Below are 23,283 nucleotides of genomic sequence, written 5' to 3'. Positions count from 1 at the left end.
CCGATGCGGTGCGCGCCCAGCTTCAGCCAACGAAAACCCGCGCGTTGCGGAACATCCGCAGCCACGGCGAATCCTCGCCCCATTCGCGCGGCGCCCAGCTCAGGTTGGCGCTGCGCAGGGTGCGCTCCGGGTGCGGCATCAGGATGGTGACGCGGCCGTCGTCGGTGGTCAGGCCGGTGATGCCGTCGGGCGAGCCGTTCGGGTTGAGCGGGTAGCCGGTCGCGACCGCGCCGTGGCCGTCGATGTAGCGCAGCGCGACGTGCGCGGCGGTCTGATCGAGCGTGCTGTCGAACTCGGCCCGGCCTTCGCCGTGCGCGACCGACACCGGCAGGCGCGAGCCGGCCATGCCGCGGAAAAACAGCGACGGCGACTCCACCACTTCCAGCAGGCCCAGGCGCGCCTCGAACTGCTCGCTGCGGTTGCGCAGGAACTTCGGCCAGTGCGTCGCGCCGGGGATAATCGGCTTGAGCTGGGACAGCATCTGGCAGCCGTTGCAGACACCCAGGGCGAAGCTGTCCTGTCGCGCGAAGAACTCGGCGAAAGCATCGCGCAAGGCGCTGCGCTCCAGCACCGAGGTCGCCCAGCCACGGCCGGCACCGAGCACGTCGCCGTAGCTGAAGCCGCCGCAGGCGGCGAAGCCCTTGAACTGGTCGAGCGCGACGCGACCGCTGATCAGGTCGCTCATGTGCACGTCGAAGGCCTCGAAGCCGGCGCGGTCGAACGCCGTCGCCATCTCGATCTGGCCGTTGACGCCCTGCTCGCGCAGGATCGCCACCTTCGGCCGTGCGCCGGTGTGGACGAACGGTGCCGCTATGTCCTCGGCCGCATCGAACGTCAGCTTCGGCTTCAGGCCGGGCGCATTGAAATCGCGCGCGACCAGACGCTCTTCGTCGGCGCACTCCGGGTTGTCACGCAGCTTCTGCAGCGCGTGGCTGGTTGACCACCAGGCGTCGAACAATTCATCCCAACGCCACTCGACCAGGGTCTTGCCGTCCTCGCGCACGCGGATCGCCGGCGCGGTGGTCGGCCTGGCGATGCGCTGCGCGCAGTCGATCAGGCCATGGCGTGCGACCAGGTCGGCGAATTCGGCACGGTCCTCGACGGTCACCTGCACGATCGCGCCCAGTTCCTCGTTGAACAGGGTTCGGAACGGGTCGTCGCCCCAACCGTCAAGATTGATGTCCAGGCCCAGGCGCGAGCAGAACGCCATTTCGCACAGCGCCGCGAACGCGCCGCCGTCGGACCGGTCGTGATAGGCCTGCAGCAGGTTCATTTCGCGCGCGTCGCGGATCAACTCGAAGAAGTCGCGCAGACGCTGCGGATCGTCGAGGTCGGGCACGCCGAGCGGGCCGGCGAAAGCCGGCAACGCCGCGCCCTCGTTGGCGACCGGTTCGACGGCATGAGGATGGCATTGCGCCAGCACCGAGCCGCCGAGGCGTTGCTTGCCGGCACCGAGCCCGATCAGCCACAGCTCCGACTCTTCCTCGCGCGCGAGCAACGGCGTCAGCTGCTGGCGCACGTCGACCACCGGCGCGAACGCAGTGACGATCAGCGACACCGGCGACACCGACTTGTGCGCGGCGACGTTCCCGCTTTCATCGGCGTGCTGCCACTGCGCCTGCATCGACAGAGAGTCCTTGCCGACCGGAATCGACAACTCCAGCTCCGGGCACAGTTGCAGACCGACCGCCTTGACCGCGTCGAACAACAATGCGTCCTCGCCCGGGTGGCCGGCGGCGGCCATCCAGTTGGCCGACAGCTTGATGCGGTTGAGCGACTCGACCGGCGCGGCGCACAGGTTGGTGATCGCCTCGCCCACCGCCATGCGTGCAGCGGCGGCGGAATCGAGCAGCGCCAGCGGCGTGCGTTCGCCGATCGCCATCGCCTCGCCGACGAAACCGTCGAAGCCCGACAGCGTGATCGCGCAGTCGGCCAGCGGCAGCTGCCACGGCCCGACCATCTGGTCGCGCGCGGTCAGGCCGCCGACGCTGCGGTCGCCGATGGTGACCAGGAAGTTCTTGGCCGCGACGGTCGGGTGCGCCAGCACGCGCAGCGCGGCCGCATGCAGGTCCAGCCCTTCCCACTGCAGTACCGGCCACGGCGCCGGCGGCGGGCGCACGGCATCGCGGTGCATCTTCGGCGGCTTGCCGAACAGCACGTCCATAGGCAGGTCGATCGACCAGTCGCGGCCGGGCTCACGCGCGTTGGCCACGGTCGCGCCGTAGCCGACGACCAAGTGCTCCTCCGCCGTGGCATAGCCGACCACCGCGAACGGGCAGCGCTCGCGCTTGCAGATGTCGGCGAACTCGTCGACGCGGTCGGCCGGCAGGCCGAGCACGTAGCGCTCCTGCGATTCGTTGCACCACAGCTGCATCGGCGACAGCGACGGGTCGTCGCTCGGCACCTGCGCCAGGTCGATCACGCCGCCGAGGCCGGAGTCGTGCAGCAGTTCCGGGATCGCATTGGACAGGCCGCCGGCGCCGACGTCGTGGGCGCTGGCGATCGGGTTGTTTTCGCCGAGCGCGACACAGCGGTCGATCACTTCCTGGCAGCGGCGCTCCATCTCCGGGTTGTCGCGCTGCACGCTGGCGAAATCGAGGTCTTCATGGCTGTCGCCGGAGGCGACCGAGCTGGCGGCGCCGCCGCCGAGGCCGATCAGCATCGCCGGGCCGCCGAGCACGATCACCGCGTAACCGGGCTTGAGGCCGAGCTTGTCGACCTGCACGCGATCGATCGCGCCGAGGCCGCCGGCGAGCATGATCGGCTTGTCGTAGGCGCGTGCCAGCGCTGCATTGGGGGCGCTGCCTTCGTCCAGCTCGAAGCTGCGGAAGTAACCGACCAGGTTGGGCCGGCCGAATTCGTTGTTGAACGCGGCCGCGCCGATCGGGCCGTCGAGCATGATCTCCAGCGCCGGCGCCATGCGCGGGTTGAGCGTGCGCGACGCCTCCCATGGCTGCGGCAGCGTCGGAATGCGCAGGTGCGAGACGCTGAAGCCGGACAAGCCCGCCTTGGGCTTGCCGCCACGGCCGGTCGCGCCCTCGTCGCGGATCTCGCCGCCGTTGCCGGTGGATGCACCCGGGAACGGCGCGATCGCGGTCGGGTGGTTGTGGGTCTCGACCTTGATGCAGAACGCCGAATCGACCTGCGCCTCGGCGCGGTACGCGCGCGTGGCCGGGTCCGGGCGGAAGCGCCGGCTGGCGTAGCCCTCGACCACCGCGGCGTTGTCGCTGTACGCCGACAGGGTGTGCTCGGGCGTGGTGGCGTGGGTGTGCTTGATCATCTTGAACAGCGACTGTGGCGCGCCGTTAACAAGCTGATCCCGGCCGTCGAGGGTCCACGAGGCGTTGAATATCTTGTGCCGGCAGTGCTCGGAGTTGGCCTGCGCGAACATCATCAGTTCGATGTCCGACGGCTCGCGGCCGAGGGCGGCGTAACGCTCGCGCAGGTAGGCGATCTCGTCGTCGGCCAAGGCCAGGCCGAGGCGGCCGTTGGCGGCCTCGAGATCGGCCAGGGCGATGCGCTCGAGCTCGCCGCGCGCCGGCACCGCGAACAACGCGGCCGCGTCGTCGCGCGATTCCAGCAGCGACTGCGTCATCGGGTCGTGCAGCGCTTTGGCCAGTGCGCCCTGCGTGAGCGCATCGCTCGGCCAGCCGCTCAAGTCGAAGCGGGTGCCACGCTCGACGCGCTTGACCGGTTGCCCGGCGCCGCGCAGCAACTCGGTGGCCTTGCTCGCCCACGGCGACAGCGTGCCCAGGCGTGGGGTGACGTAGCGCGAAACTGCCCCGGCCTCGCGCGGTGCCGGCTCGGCCTGTGCCTGCAGGATGCGGCCCAGGGTCGGGGCATCGGGTGTCGGGCCGGCCGCTTCGGGCTCAACCCAGTAGACAGGCCAGGCGCCGAGGAGGCGCACGGACGGATGGAGGGCTTGCAGGCGGGCTTGGAGCCGCTCGCGGCGGAACGGCGACAGGGCGGATGCGCCCTCGAGGACCATCATGTCCGGGGAACCGTGCTACGTCGGGCCCGCCATTGTAACCAAGCGCCCGCACCCACGCCCGTCATGAGCACAACCGCATGTGCGACCGCCGCCCGGAGGCGGCGGTCGGCGGCGGCATGGCAGGCGACCGAGGAGGTCAGGCGCCCGGGGCGACCGGATCGGCGGCCGTGGTTGCCGCCGGGGCGGCCCCGTCGCCGGCGGCCAGCTTGTCCAGTGCCGCCCGCAGCGCCGCCGGCGGCACGTAGCCGCCGAGCTGGGTGCCGTCGCTGGCCAGGATCATCGGCGTACCGGCCAGGCCGACGCGCTGGCCGATGTCGTACTGCATGTTCACCGAACTCTTGCAGTCCTTGCTCGGCACGCGGCCGTCGGCCTTGGCCTGGGTCAGCGCCTTGCGGCGGTCGGCGGCGCACCACACCGAGACCATCTTCTTGTAGTCCTCGCTGCCCAGGCCCATGCGCGGGAACGCCAGGTACTCGATGGCAATGCCCTGGCGGTTGTACTCGGCGATCTCGCTGTGCAGCTTGCGGCAGTAGCCGCACTCGACGTCGGTGAAGACGGTGACGGTGTGCTTGGGCTTGGCCGGCGCGAACACGATGCGCTCGCTGGCGGGGATGGTCTGCAGCAGTTGCTTGCGCATCGCCGCCATCGCGGCCTCGCTCAGGTTCTTCTTGGCAGCCACGTCGAACAGGGCGCCGCCGGAACCGGGCAGGAACAGATAACGGCCGTCGTCGCTGACGTAGACCACCTGTCCGGCCACGATCGCCTCGCGGAAGCCTGGCAGCGCCGACGCGCCGACGCGCTCGACCTCGACCTGCGGGTTGAGCTGGCGTACCGCCGCGATCGCGCGCGCGTCCGGCGTACCCGCAGCGGGCTTGGCCGCGGTGGCGGCCGCACTGGCGCTGGGCGCCTGCGCGGCCTTACCGGCCTCCGGTGCCTGGGCGCAGGCGGAAAGACTGATCGCGCCGAGCACGGCGAGGAGGGTGCGCTTCATCAGGGGATTCCTGGCAGGGGCGGTCATTGGGACCGCTCGAACGGGGGATTGTTTCGGGATTGTGGCATGCCACCCCTGTACGGCCAGTGTCATCGGTCGCGGAGTGGAGAGGCAAGGGCAACGCGCAGGGCGTTCACCAAGGGCAGCGCTGATCAAGCCGCTCTGTCGTCATTCCCGCGAAGGCGGGGTCTTTTGGGCCGGCGAACGGCGGCACTATCCAAGGACCTTGCCTCTTTCAATGGATTGAAGGTACTGGATCCCGGCTTGCGCGGGGATGACGGCACTTATTCAGCGTTACCCAAGGCATCAGGCAATGTCTCGCAAACGCCTCGGGCTCACACATGCCCGGGCTTTCGGCAGGCCGCGCGGCAGTGCCGCTGGGCTGGGGGGCGATGAGTCCACGGCTGCCATCCATGACGCTGCGTTACCGGCTTCGGATCGATCCGGCCCGGGCATCCATGCCCGGGCGTTCGGCAGGCCGCGCGGCAGTGCCGCGCAAGCGGCCTGCCTCACCCCCTCGGGTGGTGTTTGGCATGGAGTTGCTTGAGCTGCTCGCGCGCCACCAGCGTGTAGATCTGCGTGGTCGACAGCGAGCTGTGGCCGAGCAGCATCTGCAGCGCGCGCAGGTCGGCACCATGGTTGAGCAGGTGCGTGGCGAAGCTGTGGCGCAGGCCGTGCGGGCTGACCCTGACGGGGTCGATGCCGGCCGCGCCGGCGTAGCGTTTGACCAGTCCCCAGAACTGCTGCCGCGTCGGAGCGCCTTCGTCACCGGCCCCACCGACGAACAGGGGTTTCAGCGCCTGTTTGCCGGCCAGTTGCGGTCGCGCCTGTGCCAGGTAGCGCTCCAGCCAGTGCTGCGCCTCCTCGCCCAGCGGCACCAGCCGTTCCTTGTTGCCCTTGCCCATCACCCGCAGCACGCCCTGACGCAGGTTGACCGCGGTCGCCGGCAGGTTCACCAGCTCGCTCACGCGCAGCCCGGCGGCGTACATCAGTTCGAGCATGGCGCGATCACGCAGGCCCAGCGGCGTGTCGACCGTGGGCGCCGCCAGCAGGGCGTCGATCTGGCTTTCGGCCAGCGCCTTGGGCAGCGACCGCGGCAGCTTCGGCGGCTCCAGCAGCGCGGTCGGGTCGTCGCTGCGCTCGCCGCGGCGCACGCGCAGCGCGTAGAACGCGCGCAACGCCGACAGCAGGCGCGCATTGCTGCGCGGCGAATAGCCCTGCCGGGTGCGCCAGGCGAGGTAATCGAACAATGCGGCGCGATCGGCCCCGGCCAGGCCGCCATCGCGACCGTCGCGCCAGCGCGCGAGGCCTTCGAGATCACGGCGGTAGCTGTGCAGCGTCTGCTGCGCGAGTCCGCTCTCGGCCCAGATCGCGTCGAGGAAACTGCTGATCGCGCGCTCGTCGGCATCGGCCAGCGGCGGCAGCGCCATCGCGCGGCTGCGGCGTTCGGCGGGGGTTTTCGAGCTCATCGTTTCAGCTTAGCGGCTATCCTGATGCGATGGCATCCAACGACGCACCTTCCAAGCCCAACGCGCTGATCGGCTGGCGCCTGCTCGCGTTGCTGTACGACCTGTGGCCGACACTGGCGCTGTGGATGTTGGCGTCGGGCGCGTTCACGCTCGCCTATTACCTGACCGGCCACGCCGCGCGCGAGAACATCGCCCCGCTCAGTCCATTGCAGTGGCTGCTGTGGCTGGCGTGCTGGCTGCTCACCGCCGCCTACGCGATCGTCAGCTGGCACCGCGGCGGCCAGACACTGGGCATGCGGCCATGGCGCCTGCGCGTGGTTGCGAGCCAGGGCGCGTCGACCCCGACGTGGCACGCGCTTTCGATCCGCTACGCGGTCGGCACGCTGTCACTGCTGCTGGGCGGCCTCGGCTTCTGGTGGGCGTGGCTCGACCGCGACCGATTGACGTGGCACGACCGCGCCAGCGGAACGCGGATGGTGCGGTTGCCGAAGCGGGTGAAGTAAGGCTCGGAGCGCCATCAGCCACAAATAAACCCTTTCGTTCTTTGACTCCGCGCGGCGCTACGCTTAAGGATGAAGAGCGAGGATGCGGGTGCGCTTTTTTTTGCTTTTCCGTCGGCTTTAGAGCAACGCTGAATATGTACCGTCACCCCCGCGAAGGCGGGGATCCATGGACGTCAGCCCCTTGAACAACAACGTCCTTGGATTCCTGCCTTCGCGGGAATGACAAGCAAAGGGGACTTGATCAGCATTGCCTTCGGCTTTTGAGCAGCCCACCACTTCTCCAGACCCAAAGGGCGGCGCACAGGATGTGCGCCGTTTTCCGACCGAGCCATGGATGGCGAGTCGGAAAATCCCCTCAACCGCTCCGGTTGTGGGACTGATGTGTCGAGGAAAGCCCTTCTCTTTGGTTACTTTCTCTTGGGCCAGCAAGAGAAAGTGACCCGGCCGCGGCAGCGGACGGAAGCTTTGGCTTTCAACAACAAACGATCAGAGCCAGCATCCCTGGATCCCCGCCTTCACTGGGATGACGATCAAGATCGCGGAAGGGAAGACCCGCCTCAACCGCTCCGTTTCTTGAACAGATAAGCCGACACGCCAATCATGATCAGCGTCGGCAACAGGTAGGCGATGCGGTAGTCGAACTTGTACACCGTCGCCAGCTTCACGAACTGCGTCTGCAGCAGCCAGAAGCCGAGCGCGAACACGATGCCGATGAACAAGCGCTTGCCCATGCCGCCGCTGCGCAGCGAGCCGAACGCGAACGGCACCGCCGCCAGGCACAACGCCAGCACGTTGATCGGATAGAACCAACGGCCCCAGTAATGCTCCTGGAACTCGGACGCGTCCAGGCCGTTGCGCAGGCGGTATTCGATGGCCTTGCGCAGGTCCAGCGACGACAGGTAGCGCGGCCGCTCGGTGCCGGCCGACAGCGCGGCGGCGTCGAGTTTGGACTCCCAGCGCTCCTGCTTGACCTGCTCCTGTCGCACCGACTTGGCATCGAAATGGGTGCGGGTGATGTCGCGCAACTGCCAGCCGCCCGGGCGGTGCTCGGCGACCTTGGCGAACGCCATCGACTGCAGGCGACCGTCGTCGGCAAACTCGTAGAAGGTGACGCTGTTGAGCTCAAGCCAGCTGTCGCCGTCCTTCTCGCGCTCCTGCCCGCCCTGCGCGTGCAGGATGATCTCGCCCTCGCGCGCCCACAGCCCGGTGTACTGCGCCACCACCGTGTTGCCGGACTTCGCCGCCGCCTTGAGCGCCTCGGCGCGATGCTGGCCCCAGGGGCCGAAGCTTTCGCCGTTGAGCACCATCAAGGCGGTCAGCAGCGCCAGCGCGCCGGCCACGGCCAGGCTGAGCCGGCGCCGCGACAGGCCCAGCGCGCGCAGCGCGGTCAGCTCCGAGGTCGCCGCCAGCTGGCCGAGCGCCATCAGCGAACCGATCACCGCCGCGTACGGGAACAGGTAATGCAAGCGCCGCGGCACGGTGTAGATCATGTAGGTCAGGGCCTGCACGAAGCCGTACTTGCCCTTGCCGACGTCGCCGAACTCGCTGACGAAGCTCAGCATGAAATCCAGCCCCAGCAGCACCGCCCAGGTCAGCAGCACGGTGCCGAGCACGGTCTTGCCGACGTAGACGTCGTGGATCTTCGGCAGCAGCCTCATGGCGTCGCTCCGCTCACGCCCTTGGCCCGCCCCAGCCGGCCGTCGCGGAAGTACAGCCACAGCGCGATCGCCAGCGCCGGCAGCACCAGCCACCACAGGCCGAGGAAGCCGGCGATCTTGCCGTCCTCCAGCCAGCCGCGCCCGGCCATCATCAGGTTCTGCCCGATCAGGTAGGCCAGAAACCCCATCAGGATGCGACCGTAGCGCGCCTGGCGCGGCATGCTGCGCGCCAGCGGCACCGCCATCAGCGCAAAGGCCAGGGTCAGCAACGGCGGCGCCAGCCGGTAGTGCAACTGGGCGTTGGCCTCGGGCCGCGCGTCGCCGAACAGTGCCGTGGTCGGCAGCATTTCCGGCGCATCCGGGTCGTATTTCATTTCATTGACCGGCAGCAGCACCTGGTTGCTGGCATAGCGCATCAGGCGGAAATCGCGCCCGACGTAGTGCGGGCCTTCGACCTGGAAGCCCTGTTGCAGGGTCAGGTAGCGGTCGCCGCTGTCGCCGACGGTCAGTGCGCCACTGGCGGCGGAGGTGATGTCGATGCGGTCGCCGGAATCACGGTAGACGAACACGCGCTGCAGCTGGCTGCCGTCCTTGGACATGCTGCCAACGTAGATCACGCCGTCGCCGCCGGGGAGCCAGGTGAAGCTGCCCGGCTCCAGACCGGCCATGATCAGGTTGCGGTTCGCCTCGTTGACCATCTGCTTGGACATGCGGTCGGCCCACGGCCCCAGCCACAGCGAGCAGGCCGCGACCACCGCCACGATCGGCAGCACCGCCAGCAGCAGCGGCTTGAGCAGCCGGCGCGGACCGACGCCGATCGAGGCGATCACCGGCATCTCCGAGTCGCGGTAGAGCCGGCCGACCCCCATCATCAGCCCCAGCATCAGCGCCAGCGGCAGGATCAGCGGCAGCCACTTGATCAGCACCAGGCCGAGCTGGGCCAGCATCATCCCGGCCGGCACGCGCCCGCGGGCGATGTCCTGCAGCACGTCGGTGAAGGCGCCGCCGACGGTGACGATCAGCAGCACCACCAGGGTGGCGAAGATCGCCTGGGCGAATTCGCTCAGCAGGTAGCGGTCCAGCTTGGGCATCGATTTGGGCTTCGGGGCGGCTTGATCTGGGAACTTGTTCTAAAATCGGAGATTCGTCCGAGGGCGTGAGCTGGCTGCGCATGCGCGGCCCGGGGCATTGCACCCACTCACCACCGCTCGATTGTACGGAACTTGGTTGCTTTATCTCCGCCTGCTTTCATTACACGGGAATCTGTTGGATGGCCCTCGAATTCACCCTGAACCGCGACGCCCCCGCCGCCGCCCACACCGATTGCATCGTGGTAGGCGCCTTCGCCGACCACAGCCTGACGCCGACGGCGCAGGCGCTTGACGACGCCAGCGGTGGCCGCCTGCGCGCCCTGCTGGAGCGTGGCGACCTCAGCGGCAAGACCGGCAAGACCGCGCTGCTGCACGACCTGGCCGGCGTCGCCGCGCCGCGGGTGCTGGTGGTCGGCCTCGGTGAGGCCGGCAAGTTCGGCGTGCCGCAGTACCTCAAGGCCGTGGGCGATGCCGCCCGCGCCCTCAAGTCCGGCCCGGTCGCCACCGCGCTGTTCACCCTGAGCGAAGTGCCGGTCGCCGGCCGCGATGCCGCCTGGGCGATCCGCCAGGCCGTGATCACCGCCGATCACGCCTGCTACCGCTACACCGCCACGCTCGGCGCCAACGGCAAGAAAAAGGACGAACCGGGCCTGCGCACCTTCGCCGTCCTGGGCAGCGACCCGGTTGCGCTGGCCCAGGGCCAGGCGATCGCCGCCGGCGTGCAGTTCTCGCGCGAGCTGGGCAACCTGCCGCCGAACATCTGCAACCCGGCCTATCTGGCGCAGCAGGCGCAGGAATTCGCCGGCCGCTTCGCCACCACCTCGTGCGAGGTGCTCGACGTGGCGCAGATGACCGAGCTGGGCATGGGCTCGCTGCTCGCGGTCGGCCGCGGCTCGGCCAATCCGCCCAAGCTGATCGTGCTCAAGTACAGCAACGGTGGCGACGCCAAACCCTTCGTGCTGGTCGGCAAGGGCATCACCTTCGACACCGGCGGCATCAACCTCAAGACCCAGGGCGGGATCGAGGAGATGAAATACGACATGTGCGGCGGCGCCACCGTGATGGGCACGTTCGTGTCCGCGGTCGGCATGCAGCTGCCGATCAACCTGGTGGTGATCGTGCCGGCGGTCGAGAACATGCCCGACGCCGACGCCTACCGCCCGTCCGACGTGCTCACCAGCATGTCCGGCAAAACGATTGAAGTGGGCAACACCGACGCCGAGGGCCGCCTGATCCTGTGCGACTCGCTGACCTACGCGCAGCGCTTCGAGCCGGCTGCGCTGGTCGACGTCGCCACACTGACCGGCGCCTGCATGGTCGCGCTGGGCAAGTACGCCTCGGGCCTGATGAGCAAGCACGACGACCTCGCCGCCGAACTGCTCGACGCCGGCGAGAACGTGTTCGACCGCGCCTGGCGCCTGCCGCTGTGGGACGAGTACCAGACCCTGCTGGAGTCCAGCTTTGCCGACGTCTACAACATCGGCGGCCGCTGGGCCGGCGCGATCACCGCCGGCTGCTTCCTGGCGCGCTTCGCCGAGGGCCAGCGCTGGGCACACCTGGACATCGCCGGCAGCGCCAGCGATGAAGGCAAGCGCGGCATGGCCACCGGTCGCCCGGTCGGCCTGCTGAGCCAGTGGCTGTTGGACCGCGCGGCCTGATCGCGTGGCGCGCGCGGACTTCTACCTGATCCAGAAGGAGCGGTTCCGCGAGGAGCCTCTGCTGCTCGTCTGCGAACTCGCGCGCAAGGCGCACGATGCCAACCTGTGGACGCTGGTGCTGGCGCGCGATGCCGAACAGGCCGAGCAGATCGACGAGCTGCTGTGGGCGTTCGACGAGGACGCCTACATCCCGCACCAGATCGCCGGCGACGACGAGGACGAACTCGCACCGGTGCTGATCGCCGCGCCCGACACCGACACGCCGATGCGCCCGCTGGTGATCAACCTGCGCGACGAGCCTGTCGGCGATGGCTTCGAGCGCGTGCTCGAAGTGGTGCCGGCCGACGACAGCGCGCGTGGCCCGTTGCGCGAGCGCTGGAAGCAGTACCAGGCACGCGGCCTGGAGCTGAAGAAATACGACATGTAACGCCCTGCGTCATTCCCGCCCTTCGGCCCGCTCAGGACAGGCTCCGGCGGGAATCCAAGGACGTTGAACCCGTAAAACACAAAGTCCATGGATCCCCGCCTTCGCGGGGATGACGGCAAAAGAAACAAAGACTCGGACATGACCGACACCCTCGCCCCCAGCTACGACCCCAAGCAGTTCGAAACCCGCCTGTACGAAGAGTGGGAGCGCAGTGGCGTATTCAAGCCGCGCGGCGAGGGCGAGCCGTACACCATCCTGCTGCCGCCGCCGAACGTCACCGGCACCCTGCACATGGGCCACGCCTTCCAGCACACCCTGCAGGACGCGCTGATCCGCTATCACCGCATGCGCGGCTTTGATGCGCTGTGGCAGATGGGCAGCGACCACGCCGGCATCGCCACCGAGATGGTGGTGGCGCGCAACCTCAGCCGCGACGGCCTGACCCGTGACGACCTCGGCCGCGACGGCTTCATCGAAAAGGTCTGGGAGTGGAAGCAGCACTCCGGCGACACCATCGAGCGGCAGATGCGCCGCCTCGGCACGTCCGGCGACTGGACGCGCAGCGTCTTCACCATGGACCCGATGGCCGCCGACGCGGTGGTCGAGGCGTTCGTGCGCCTGCACGAGCAGGACCTGGTTTACCGTGGGCAAAGGCTGGTCAACTGGGACCCGGTGCTGAAGACCGCGATCTCCGACCTGGAGGTCGTCAACGAGGAGGAAGACGGCTTCCTGTGGTCGATCAGCTACCCGCTCAGCGACGGCAGCGGTGACCTCATCGTCGCCACCACGCGCCCGGAAACCATGCTTGGCGACACCGCGGTCATGGTCCATCCGCAGGACGAGCGCTACGTTCACCTGATCGGCAAGACCGTGACCCTGCCGCTGACCGGCCGGCAGATCCCGGTGATCGCCGACGACTACGTCGACCGCGAGTTCGGCACCGGCGTGGTCAAGGTCACGCCGGCGCACGACTTCAACGACTACCAGGTCGGACAACGTCATGGCCTGCCGCTGATCAACATCTTCACCCATGCCGCCGCGGTCAACGGCAATGCGCCGGAAAAGTACCGCGGGCTGGATCGCTTTGATGCCCGCAAGGCCGTGCTCGCCGACCTCGAAAGCGAAGGCCGCCTGGTCGAGACCAAGCCGCACAAGCTGCAGGTGCCGCGCGGCGACCGCACCGGCCAGGTGATCGAGCCGTACCTGACCGACCAGTGGTTCGTGAAGATGGACGGCCTGGCCAAGCGCGGCCTCGAGCTGGTCGAGAAGGGCGAGGTCAAGCTGGTCCCCGCCAACTGGATCAACACCTACCGCCACTGGATGGAGAACATCCAGGATTGGTGCATCAGCCGCCAGCTGTGGTGGGGCCACCGCATCCCGGCCTGGTACGACGACGACGGCCGCATCTACGTCGGCCGCAACGAGGCCGAGGTGCGCGCGAAGCATGGACTCGGCCACGACGTCGCGCTGTCGCAGGACAGCGACGTGCTCGAGACCTGGTTTTCCTCGCAGCTGTGGCCGTTCTCGACCATGGGCTGGCCCAACCAACAGTTGATGGAAGAACGTGGCTTTGATCGCTACGTGCCGTCGAGCGTACTGGTCACCGGCTTCGACATCATCTTCTTCTGGGTCGCGCGCATGATCATGGCGACCGACCACTTCACCGGCCGCGTACCGTTCAAGGACGTCTACATCCACGGCCTGGTGCGCGATGCGCACGGCCAGAAGATGTCGAAATCAAAGGGCAACGTGCTTGACCCGCTCGACCTGATCGATGGCATCTCGCTCGACGACCTGGTGGCCAAGCGCACCGGCGGCCTGATGCAGCCAAAGATGGCCGAGAAGATCGAGAAGGCCACGCGCAAGGAATTCCCCGAGGGCATCCCGGCCTTCGGTGCCGACGCGCTGCGCTTCACCATCGCCGCGCTGGCCACCCATGGCCGCGACATCAAGTTCGATCTCGGCCGCGCCGAGGGCTACAAGAACTTCTGCAACAAGCTGTGGAACGCGACGCGCTTCGTGCTGATGAACACCGAGGGCTTTGAAATTCCTTCTCCCTCCGGAAGAAGGTGGCGCGAAGCGACGGATGAGGGTTCGGAGAACAGCAACGCCTCCACTTCGCCGCACCCTCACCCCAACCCTTCTCCCGAGGGGAGAGGGGCTCCAAGCCCGAAAACCGACGCCGAGCGCTGGATCCTGGCGCAGTTGGCCAAGACCACGCGCGAGGTCGAGCAGCATTTCGCCGCCTACCGCTTCGACCTGCTGACGCAGGCGCTGTACGAATTCGCCTGGAACGACTTCTGCGACTGGTTCGTCGAGCTGGCGAAGCCCGCCTTGAACGGCGACATCACCACTGATGAAGGCCGCGCGGCCGCCGACAGCACCCGTCACACCCTGCTGTACGTGCTCGAGCGCCTGCTGTCGCTGCTGCATCCGCTGATCCCGTTCGTCACCGAGGAGCTGTGGCAACAGGTCGCGCCGAAGCTCGGCATCAGTGAAACCACGATCATGCTGCGCCCGTACCCGCAGGCCGGCGATTTCGCCACCCAGGACTACGCTGCCGCCGAAGCCGACGTCGAATGGCTCAAGGCGATGGTCACCGCGTTGCGCAAGATCCGCAGCGAGCTCAACGTGGCGCCATCGAAGACGGTGCCGCTGCTGCTGGCCGACTGCAGCCCGGTCGATCGCGCCCGCGTCGCCCGTTTCGACTCGCAGCTGCGCTTCCTGACCAGGCTCGACCGCATCGACGTGCTCGCCGACGCCGGCGCCGCGCCGGCCGCGGCCACCACCCTGGTCGGCGAACTCAAGCTGCTGGTGCCGCTGGCAGGCCTGGTCGACCTCGACGCCGAGCGCACGCGCCTGGACAAGGAACTCAAGCGCGTCGACGGCGAGATCGGCAAGTGCCACGGCAAGCTCGCCAGCGAGACCTTCGTCGCCAACGCACCGGCGGCGGTGGTCGAGCAGGAACGCAAGCGCCTGGCCGACTGGAACCTGCAGCGCGAGGCGCTGGCGACGCAGCGCGCGAAGCTGCAGTAATCGGAACCTCTGCGTAACCCGGGTAAGGCAAAGCCGCACCCGGGGCTTTCAGGCAGCCGCAACCGCCATCCCGGGTGCGGCCTTTGGCCTTACCCGGGCTACTGGCTGCCTGCGACCCTTACGACTCCGGCGGCAGCAGCTCGATCGCCATCACCAGCGCGTCCTCGCGCCCGTCCTTGGCCGGGTAATAGCGCGGGCGGCGGCCGATCTCGTTGAAGCCCTCGGAGTGGTAGAGCGCGATCGCGCCGATGTTGGACGGCCGCACTTCGAGGAACACGCGCTGCGCGCCGCGACCGCGCGCGATCTGCAGCAGCGCCAGCAGCAGCTTGCGGCCATGGCCATGGCCGTGCCGCGCCGGGTCGACGCAGACGTTGAGCACGTGCGCCTCGCCGGCGGCGATGCTCATCAGGAAATAGCCGACGATGCGGCCATCGGCCAGCAGCACCCATGACGGGTAATCGGCGCGCAGGCAGTCGCGGAAGATGCCGACCGTCCACGGGAACTCATAGGCGCGGATCTCGATCGCGTGCACGGCATCGAGATCGTCCTCGCGCATCGGCCGCAGCGCCGGCGATGGCGCGACCAGTCCGGTGTCGACCGCCAGCGCGCTCACCGCGGGCCGACCTGCCGGCGCAGGGCGCGCAAGCGTGGCCACAACGCGCGCTTGGCGGCGGCGTTGCCGCGCAGCGCCGCCGGATCGGGCAGGCCCGCCAGTGCGGCATCGGCCGCCGCGCCGGGCGGCCGCCCGGCGGCGCACAGCAGCGCGCGCCACAACGGGCTGTCGGGTGTCGCCTCGGCGGCGCTACTGCGTGCCATCGGCACCGGATCGGCACTGGCGGTGGTCGCCGATGCCAGCGTCAGCACCGGGTGGCCCAGCGCCCGCAACCATTCGTGCTGCTCCTGGCTCCACAAGGCGCTCATGCCCCGGCCTCCGGCGAAGCCGGCCGATGCAGGCGACGCCAGGCCGCGTAGACCGGGCCGGACAGCGCGTACAGCGTGCCGATTGCCAGCAGCACGCTGGGCGGGTCGATCGCGATCGCGATTACCGCTGCGAGCACCACGATGATGGCCAGGAACGGCACCCGGTCGTGGCGCGGGCCAGCCCCCTTGAAGCTGAAATAGCGCAGGCGGCTGACCATCAGCCCGCCGGCGGCCACCGTCACCGCCAGCGCGGCGTAGCGAAGTTGCTCGCCGGTGTAGCCCAGCTCGTGGAAGGTCCACACGAAACTCGCCACCACGCCGGCCGCGGCCGGACTGGCCAGACCGATGAACCAGCGTTTGTCGACCTGGCCGACCTGCGAGTTGAAGCGCGCCAGCCGCAGCGCCGCGCAGGCCGCGTACAGGAACGCCGCGATCCAGCCGATCTTGCCGGGCATCGCCCCGTCGTACTTCATCGTCACCAGCGCCCAGTGGTACATCACCAGCGCCGGCGCCAGGCCAAAGCTGATCAGGTCGGCCAGCGAGTCGTACTGCACGCCGAACTCGCTCTGGGTGTTGGTCAGGCGCGCGACGCGGCCGTCGACGCCGTCGAGGATCGCGGCGATGAACACCGCGATGCAGGCGTCGTCGAAACGGCCCTGGGTCGCGGCGATGATCGCGTAGAAGCCGGCGAACAGGCCGCCGGTGGTGAACAGGTTCGGCAGCAGGTAGATGCCGCGTCCGCGCGGGCGTGGGGTTTGTTGCGTTTCGTCCATGTTTGGGAGTTTAACGCTTGCCTGCACGCCGACGCGGTGCTGCAATCGGGCTCCCCCGCCCCGCCGTTCCAGTCCGGAGCCTGCCATGTCCCGTATGCCGACCCGCCCGACGCTTCGCCTGCTGCCCGGGCTGCTCGCCGGCCTGTGCCTGGTCTTCGCCCTGCCTGCCTTCGCCGCCAAGGTCTACCAGTGGAAGGACGCCAAGGGCGTCAGCCACTACTCGGACTCGCCACCGCCGGACCAGGCGATCAAGGGGCGCACGATGAACGACAAGGGCGGCAGCGTCGCACCTACCGCGGCCGCCAAGCCGGCGATCAACGCCAACTGCAGCAACGCGCGCAGCAACCTGACCGTGCTCCAGGGCAGTACGACGGTCAACATCGACGAGGACAAGGACGGCAAGCCCGATCGCGCCCTCAACGACAGCGAGCGCGCCAACCGCACCACCCTGGCCGAGGCGCAGATCAAGACCTATTGCGAAGGCGCGAGCGTCGCCAGCGGCGCCTGATCGCAACGCAGGCCGGGGCGAACCCGGCCCCCCACGCCGGACCTGACCCACACATACGCCTGCAAACGGCGATGGCTGGCGCGGTTGCCATGCCCGCGGCGCCGGCAGCCCGCGCCGCGCATGGCAAAATGCCCGCTTCCCTACGTCCGAAGCCGAGCCGATGCGCCTGTCGCAGTTCCATCTCCACACCAGCAAGGAAACCCCCGCCGAGGCCGAAATCATCAGTCACAAGCTGATGCTCAAGGCCGGCATGATCCGCAAGCTCGCCGCCGGCCTGTACACCTGGTCGCCGCTGGGCCTGCGCGTGCTGCGCAAGGTCGAGCGCGCCGTGCGCGAGGAGATGGACGCCAGCGGCGCGGTCGAACTGCTGATGCCGACCATCCAGCCGCAGGGACTGTGGGAGGAAACCGGCCGTTGGGAGAAGTTCGGCGGCCAGCTGCTCAAGATCAAGGACCGCAAGGAGGCCGGCTACTGCTACGGCCCGACCGCCGAGGAGGTCATCACCGACTTCGCGCGCCAGGAGCTGTCCAGCTACAAGCAGCTGCCGGTCAATTTCTACAACATCCAGACCAAGTTCCGCGACGAGATCCGCCCGCGTTTCGGCGTGATGCGCGCGCGCGAGTTCCTGATGAAGGACGCGTACTCGTTCCATGTCGACGACGAATCGCTCGCCGCCGAATACCAGAACATGTACGACACCTACGGCCGCATCTTCACCCGCCTGGGTCTGAAGTTCCGCGCCGTGGCCGCCGACACCGGCGCGATCGGCGGCAGCGCCTCGCACGAATTCCAGGTGCTGGCCGACTCCGGCGAGGACGCGATCTTTTTCTCCACCGGTTCGGACTACGCCGCCAACGTCGAGCTGGCCGAGGCCGTCGCGCCCGGCCCGCGCGCCGCGGCGGCGGAGGCGCTGCGCAAGGTCGACACGCCGACGCAGAAGACCTGCGAAGACGTTGCCGCGCTGATGGGCATCGACCTGCAGCGCACGGTCAAGTCGGTGGCGGTGATGGGCGTCGATGCCGACGGCAACGCCCGGTTCGTGCTGGCGCTGGTGCGCGGCGACCACGTCGTCAACGAGATCAAGCTGTCCAAGCTCGCGGGCCTGGCCGAATACCGCTTGGCCACCGAAGCAGAAATCGACGCGCACCTGGGCAGTGAACCCGGCTTCCTCGGCCCGGTACTTGTTGGCGGCGCCAAGAGCGCCACCGGGAATCCGAAGCAGGCCATCGGCATCGTCGCCGACCGCAGCGTCGCGGCGATGGCGGACTTCGTCGTCGGCGCCAACGAGGCCGGTTACCACCTCGCCGGTGTCAACTGGGGCCGTGACCTGGCCGAACCGGACGTTGTGGCCGACATCCGCAACGTCGTCGAAGGCGATCCTTCGCCCGACGGCCGCGGCACGCTCGCCATCGCCCGCGGCATCGAGGTCGGCCACGTGTTCGCGCTTGGCCGCAAGTACTCCGAGGCGATGAAGTTGACCGTGCTCGACGCCAACGGCAAGGCGGTGATGCCGGCGATGGGCTGCTACGGCATCGGCGTGTCGCGGATCGTGGCCGCCGCCATCGAGCAGAACTTTGATGCCAACGGCATCGTCTGGCCCGAGGCGATGGCGCCGTGGCAGGCGGTGGTGTGCGTGATCAATCCGAAAAACGATGCCGCCGTGACCGCAGCCGCCGACGCGCTTTACCGCGAGCTCAATGCCGCCGGCGTGGAAACCGCGCTCGACGACCGCGGCCTGCGCCCGGGCGCGATGTTCGCCGATATCGAACTGATCGGGATCCCGCACCGGATCGTGGTCTCCGAGCGCGGCCTGGCCGCCGGCACGTTCGAATACCGCCACCGCCGCGCCAGCGAAGCGGAAAATATCGACCACGCCGGCGTGTTCGCCAGATTCGGCAAATGATTTGATGCCGGCTCGGCAGTTAATGCATTAACTGTCATATACGCCGCATTTACGACAACAGTATCGCGGGATTATGATCCCGCGATCCGCCATGGACTGGCCGATATTACTCCCCACAGTTTCGGAGGTTTCATGTCGATCGATATCACCTCGTTGTCCGCGAAAGAACTCGAATCGCTGATCAATCAGGCCAAGAAGCGCAAGAGCACGCTGAACAAGCGCAAGCCGATCGCCGTGGTCCGCAAGAAATTGACCCAGCTGGCCAAGGCCGAGGGCTACAGCGTCGCCGAGCTGTTCGGCGGCGCGGCGCCGGCGCGCAGTGCGGGCAAACCCGCCAAGGCGGCAGCCAGGAAAGGCCGCAAGCCGCTGGGCAAGGTCGCGCCCAAGTACCGCAACCCGGCCAATGCCGCCGAGACCTGGACCGGCCGCGGCAAGCAGCCGCGCTGGCTGGCTGCCCATACCAGCGGTGGGCGCAAGCTTGAGGATTTCCTGATCCAGTAATCGACCGCGGGTTATCCGCCGATTCGATGCAGAACGCCGGCCCTGTGCCGGCGTTTTTGTCTGGACTACAGATTACGCCTGGCCGGCAATAACAGGTTACCGAACAGCAGGCCGGCGATCAGCGCCAGCAGGATATTCAGCACCGCCAGCAACGCCACCTGCCCGGCATCGACGTCCTGCTGCTGGATCAACGTGAGCAGGCCACGCAGGCTGGCACTGCCGGGCACCAGCATGATGATGCCGGGCACGCGGATGATCGCGCCCGGGCGGTGCCACCAGCGCGCATAGGCGTTACCGGCCGCGGTCAATACCAGTGCGGCCAGGAAAATACCGGCCGGACTGCCGAAGGTCTGCCCGCCGAAACGCGAGATCAGGTAACCGCCCGCCGCCGCCGCCATCACCTTCGGGTAATCGCGGCGCTGCGCGCGGAACAGCACGGCGAACGCGAACGCCGCCACCATCAGCGCGGCCCATTCCACCCACTCCGACTGTGGCCGCGAGGCGCGTACCTGCGGCTGCAGGCCGAGCAGATCGGCCAGGTACAACGCGATCACCGTGCCGACCGCGAGCTTGAGCACGGTGGTCACCGCACCGGCGAAACGCGCGGTGCCCGAGACCAGGTGCTGGCTGGTGAGCTCGTTGACCGCGTTGGTCAACGCCATGCCCGGCAGCAGCACGATCAGCGAGGCGATGATCACCGTGTTCTGGTTGAGCGGCGCGACGTAGTCGGCGACCAGGATCGTCACGCCGGCGGCGAACATCGCCGTCACCGCCTCCAGTGCTTCCTTGAAGCGCGGCCGCGACTCGGACAGGTGCACGAACAAACCGATCAGCAGGCCGTTGATGCCGGCCACGCCGATGTCCAGCCACGGCAGGCGCAGCACGCCGGCGATCGCGGTCGCGGCCAGGCCATAGCCGAGCACCTGCATCGCGCGGTAACGCGCGCTCGGCGGACGGTCGAGCGCGCTCATCGCCGCGTGTGCCTCGGCCAGACCCAGATGGCCGGCCATCACCTCCTCGGCGATGCGGTCGGTCTCGGCCAGGCGGTACAGGTCGTTCTCGCCCGGCGGCAGGCGGATGACGCGGGTGGTGTCGCTCTCGCCGGGCGCGCGTTGCGGGTCGCTGAAGGTCAGGATCATGCCGGTCGGGTTCGACCACGGCTCGCACTCCAGACGCAGCTTCTGCGCGACCGCACTGATCGCGCCTTCCAGCCGCTGCGCGGTGGTGCCGTAGGCGTGCAGGCGCTCGGCCAGCTCGATCACGAAGCCGATGCGTGCGGCGTAACTGGCGGCGCTCAGGGGCATGGGGGTCGACATCCGCGATAGCATCGCATGCGCTCGCGGCCGGTGGCAGCGGGGCGATCGGGATTCGCGACCGGTGCACCATGGTCTTCGGCAAGGTCTGAACAACTCTGCTTTTGTCCGTCATTCCCGCGAAGGCGGGAACCCAGTGTCTTTGAGCTCAACAGATGAAGTCGCTGGATCCCCGCTTTCGCGGGGATGACGACAATTGTCAGACGTTCCTTAGCTTTGCGTTTCGCCAATGCGCGAGCCAGCGGTGCGCAAGCGCATCGGCATCGTTACGCGCGCCGATGCCATCCATGGCGGCACACTTCCGGCTTCGGACACCCCGGCCTGGCTTGCCTACCCTGCGCAGCGCGCGGGGCGTTCAGCCATGGCCAGGCGTTCGTCGACGCGCGAGCCAGCGGATCGCAAGCGCACTCGCTTCGTTGGGTGAACTCGATGTCATCCATGGCGACACACTTCCGGCTTCGGATACCCCAGCCCGGCCATCCATGGCCGGGCGTTCGCCGATGCGCGAGCCAGTGGCTCGCAAGCACATCGGCTCACCCTGTATCCTCGCGTTCGAGGCCTTATGACCGTATCGAACGCGCACACGCCGCAGATCGCCACCGATGGCCCCGCGCCTTCGCGGCTGCGTCTGTCCGGGCGCTGGACCCTCGAATACGCCACCCAGATCGGCGAAGCCCTCACCGCGGCGCCACGCGAGGTCGGCACCATCGACGCGACGACGGTCGAACGACTGGACTCGGTCGGCGTGCTGCAGCTGATGCGCTTCGCCCGCCGCCGCGACCTCGACTTCAACACCTTCACTTTCCACGACAACCACCGCGCCCTGGTCAGTGCGATCGAAGACGTCGCCGACGATCGCCCGAAGAAGAAGCGCGAGTACGGCGTCGGCGCAGCGCTGGCGCGCCTCGGCCATGCGGTCACCGACAACTGGAAAGAGTTCCTGGCGCTGCTGGCGTTCTTCGGCGAAACGCTGGTCAAGCTGCTGCGCATGTTCAAGGAGCCGGGCCGGTTCCGCCCGACCGCGACCGTGCACCACATGGAGCAGGTCGGCCTGGACGCGGTGCCGTTGATCGCGCTGCTGTGCTACCTGGTCGGCGCGGTGGTGGCCTTCCTCGGCGCGACCGTGCTGCGCGATTTCGGCGCGGTGATCTTCGTGGTCGAGCTGGTCAGCATCTCGTTCCTGCGCGAGTTCGCGGTGCTGCTGACCGCGATCGTGCTGGCCGGGCGCACCGCCAGCGCTTTCACCGCGCAGATCGGCGCGATGGTCAGTCGCGAGGAGGTCGATGCGATCCGCACCCTCGGCATGGACCCGATCGACCTGCTGGTGATCCCGCGCATGCTGGCGCTGCTGGTGATGCTGCCGCTGCTGACCTTCATCGGCATGATCTTCGGTCTGATTGGCGGTCTCACCGTCGGCGCCTACAGCCTCGACATCCCGCCGCCGCAGTACCTGGCGCGGATGCACGAGACCATGGAGCTGCGCCATTTCCTGGTCGGCATGGCCAAGGCGCCGGTGTTCGCGTTGTTGATCAGCCTGATCGGCTGCCTCGAGGGTCTGCAGGTCCAAGGCACCGCGCAATCGGTCGGCGAGCGCACCACCTCCAGCGTGGTGCAGGCGATCTCGCTGGTGATCGTGCTCGATGCGTTCTTCGCGATCTGGTTCATGGAGATGGGGTTCTGAACACGTCTCCCACCCTGCACGATCCGCACGACACCAGCACCGATGCCACCTCGCTCGGCACGCCGATCATTCGGGTGCGCGGCCTGGTCAACCGCTTCGGCGAGCAGGTCGTGCACGACGGTGTCGACCTGGACGTGCGGCCGGGCGAGATCCTCGGCGTGGTCGGCGGCTCGGGCACCGGCAAGTCGGTGCTGATGCGTTCGATCATCGGGCTGCGCCGGCCGGACGAAGGCGAGATCGAGGTGCTCGGCATCGACGCGCGCAGCGACGACGCCGGGCAGCGCCGCGCGATCGAACGCAACACCGGCGTGCTGTTCCAGGACGGCGCGCTGTTCTCGTCATTGACCGTGGGCGAGAACGTGCAGGTGCCGCTCAAGGAGTACCACAGCGACCTGGCCGACTCGCTGCGCTACGAGCTGGCGCTGCTGAAGGTCAAGCTCGCCGGCCTGCCCGCCGACGCACTCAACAAGCTGCCGTCGCAGCTGTCCGGCGGCATGCGCAAACGCGCCGGCCTGGCGCGTGCGCTGGCGCTGGACCCGCCGCTGCTGTTCCTCGACGAACCCACCGCCGGCCTCGACCCGATCGGCGCGGCCGCATTCGACCGGTTGATCCGCACTTTGCAGCAGGCCCTGGGCCTGACCGTGTTCCTGATCACACACGACCTCGACACGCTATACGCTATCTGTGACCGCGTTGCGGTGCTGGCGGACCGCAAGGTGATCGTCTGCGCGCCTCTGCCCGAGGTCGAGCGCTTCGACCACCCCTGGGTACAGGAATATTTCCACGGTCCGCGCGCGCGCGCCGCGCAGCAGTCCGGGAATCGGGATTCGGAAATCGGAAATCGATGAAACCGCGAACC

General features: G+C 68.3%; 17 protein-coding genes and 1 pseudogene. 9 read left to right on the top strand and 9 right to left on the bottom strand.

Annotation, left to right across the window (positions count from 1 at the left end; all coding sequences use genetic code 11):
* Nucleotides 1–22 precede the first annotated feature (22 nt).
* The 3 genes from purL to xerD form a co-directional block, all read right to left on the bottom strand.
* A complete protein-coding gene (gene purL / locus ACFOLC_RS10880; RefSeq protein ID WP_386759272.1) occupies nt 23–3,991 on the bottom strand; it encodes a phosphoribosylformylglycinamidine synthase in 3,969 nt (1,322 codons plus the stop codon).
* Between the two features lie 136 nt (nt 3,992–4,127).
* The gene (locus ACFOLC_RS10875; protein WP_386759418.1) at nt 4,128–4,985 is read right to left on the bottom strand and encodes a thioredoxin fold domain-containing protein; all 858 of its coding nucleotides are present in this window, start codon (nt 4,983–4,985) and stop codon (nt 4,128–4,130) included.
* Nucleotides 4,986–5,491: 506 nt separating this feature from the next.
* Nucleotides 5,492–6,451 (bottom strand): site-specific tyrosine recombinase XerD, encoded by a 960-nt coding sequence (gene xerD / locus ACFOLC_RS10870; protein ID WP_386759271.1) that lies wholly within the window; start codon nt 6,449–6,451, stop codon nt 5,492–5,494.
* Between the two features lie 29 nt (nt 6,452–6,480).
* Here xerD and ACFOLC_RS10865 point away from each other — a divergent pair, with 29 nt between their 5' ends.
* Nucleotides 6,481–6,954 (top strand): RDD family protein, encoded by a 474-nt coding sequence (locus ACFOLC_RS10865; protein ID WP_386759270.1) that lies wholly within the window; start codon nt 6,481–6,483, stop codon nt 6,952–6,954.
* A gap of 557 nt (nt 6,955–7,511) precedes the next feature.
* On the opposite strand, the gene lptG is transcribed toward ACFOLC_RS10865, so the two are convergent.
* Both lptG and lptF read right to left on the bottom strand, forming a co-directional pair.
* Nucleotides 7,512–8,612 (bottom strand): LPS export ABC transporter permease LptG, encoded by a 1,101-nt coding sequence (gene lptG, locus ACFOLC_RS10860; protein ID WP_386759269.1) that lies wholly within the window; start codon nt 8,610–8,612, stop codon nt 7,512–7,514.
* Nucleotides 8,609–9,703, bottom strand: a complete 1,095-nt coding sequence (gene lptF / locus ACFOLC_RS10855; RefSeq protein WP_386759268.1) for an LPS export ABC transporter permease LptF — start codon at nt 9,701–9,703, stop codon at nt 8,609–8,611. The genes lptG and lptF overlap by 4 nt, the downstream gene beginning before the upstream one ends.
* 179 nt (nt 9,704–9,882) lie before the next feature.
* Here lptF and ACFOLC_RS10850 point away from each other — a divergent pair, with 179 nt between their 5' ends.
* The 3 genes from ACFOLC_RS10850 (at nt 9,883) to ACFOLC_RS10840 (ending at nt 14,824) form a co-directional block, all read left to right on the top strand.
* Nucleotides 9,883–11,361 carry a leucyl aminopeptidase gene (locus ACFOLC_RS10850; protein WP_386759267.1) on the top strand — a complete coding sequence of 493 codons (1,479 nt, stop codon included), beginning with the start codon at nt 9,883–9,885 and terminating at the stop codon, nt 11,359–11,361.
* Between the two features lie 4 nt (nt 11,362–11,365).
* Nucleotides 11,366–11,788: a DNA polymerase III subunit chi gene (locus ACFOLC_RS10845; protein WP_386759266.1), complete on the top strand. Its 423-nt coding sequence runs from the start codon at nt 11,366–11,368 to the stop codon at nt 11,786–11,788.
* 138 nt (nt 11,789–11,926) lie between these two features.
* Nucleotides 11,927–14,824: a valine--tRNA ligase gene (locus tag ACFOLC_RS10840; protein WP_386759265.1), complete on the top strand. Its 2,898-nt coding sequence runs from the start codon at nt 11,927–11,929 to the stop codon at nt 14,822–14,824.
* 118 nt (nt 14,825–14,942) lie between these two features.
* On the opposite strand, the gene rimI is transcribed toward ACFOLC_RS10840, so the two are convergent.
* From rimI to pssA, 3 genes are read right to left on the bottom strand one after another with little or no spacing between them, the layout of a single operon-like run.
* Nucleotides 14,943–15,380: a ribosomal protein S18-alanine N-acetyltransferase gene (gene rimI, locus ACFOLC_RS10835; protein ID WP_386759417.1), complete on the bottom strand. Its 438-nt coding sequence runs from the start codon at nt 15,378–15,380 to the stop codon at nt 14,943–14,945.
* A gap of 53 nt (nt 15,381–15,433) precedes the next feature.
* Nucleotides 15,434–15,745, bottom strand: coding sequence for a hypothetical protein (locus ACFOLC_RS10830; RefSeq protein ID WP_386759264.1), 312 nt, complete (start codon nt 15,743–15,745; stop codon nt 15,434–15,436).
* A complete protein-coding gene (gene pssA / locus ACFOLC_RS10825) occupies nt 15,742–16,518 on the bottom strand; it encodes a CDP-diacylglycerol--serine O-phosphatidyltransferase (protein WP_386759263.1) in 777 nt (258 codons plus the stop codon). Before pssA ends, ACFOLC_RS10830 begins: the two co-directional genes overlap by 4 nt.
* Before the next feature lie 85 nt (nt 16,519–16,603).
* On the opposite strand from pssA, the gene ACFOLC_RS10820 reads away from it, so the two are divergent.
* The 3 genes and pseudogenes from ACFOLC_RS10820 to ACFOLC_RS10810 form a co-directional block, all read left to right on the top strand.
* Entirely contained in the window at nt 16,604–17,026 is a 423-nt protein-coding gene (locus ACFOLC_RS10820) for a DUF4124 domain-containing protein (protein ID WP_386759262.1), read from the top strand.
* Nucleotides 17,027–17,186: 160 nt separating this feature from the next.
* Complete coding sequence (locus ACFOLC_RS10815; protein WP_386759261.1) at nt 17,187–18,929, top strand: proline--tRNA ligase; 1,743 nt, start codon at nt 17,187–17,189, stop codon at nt 18,927–18,929.
* 132 nt (nt 18,930–19,061) lie between these two features.
* Nucleotides 19,062–19,424 (top strand): annotated as a pseudogene (locus ACFOLC_RS10810) (H-NS histone family protein); the annotation flags it as partial.
* Between the two features lie 71 nt (nt 19,425–19,495).
* Here ACFOLC_RS10810 and ACFOLC_RS10805 read toward each other — a convergent pair.
* Nucleotides 19,496–20,746, bottom strand: coding sequence for a threonine/serine exporter family protein (locus tag ACFOLC_RS10805; protein WP_386759260.1), 1,251 nt, complete (start codon nt 20,744–20,746; stop codon nt 19,496–19,498).
* Nucleotides 20,747–21,305: 559 nt separating this feature from the next.
* On the opposite strand from ACFOLC_RS10805, the gene ACFOLC_RS10800 reads away from it, so the two are divergent.
* Together ACFOLC_RS10800 and ACFOLC_RS10795 are read left to right on the top strand one after the other, a co-directional pair.
* Complete coding sequence (locus ACFOLC_RS10800) at nt 21,306–22,424, top strand: ABC transporter permease (protein WP_386759259.1); 1,119 nt, start codon at nt 21,306–21,308, stop codon at nt 22,422–22,424.
* Between the two features lie 14 nt (nt 22,425–22,438).
* A complete protein-coding gene (locus ACFOLC_RS10795; RefSeq protein WP_386759416.1) occupies nt 22,439–23,272 on the top strand; it encodes an ABC transporter ATP-binding protein in 834 nt (277 codons plus the stop codon).
* The last annotated feature ends 11 nt before the right edge of the window (nt 23,273–23,283 follow it).

Source organism: Lysobacter cavernae (assembly GCF_042648505.1).
Taxonomy (GTDB): domain Bacteria; phylum Pseudomonadota; class Gammaproteobacteria; order Xanthomonadales; family Xanthomonadaceae; genus Lysobacter_L; species Lysobacter_L cavernae.
The sequence above is the reverse complement of the archived record's forward strand: the minus strand, read 5'-3'. Positions and strand labels throughout refer to the sequence as shown.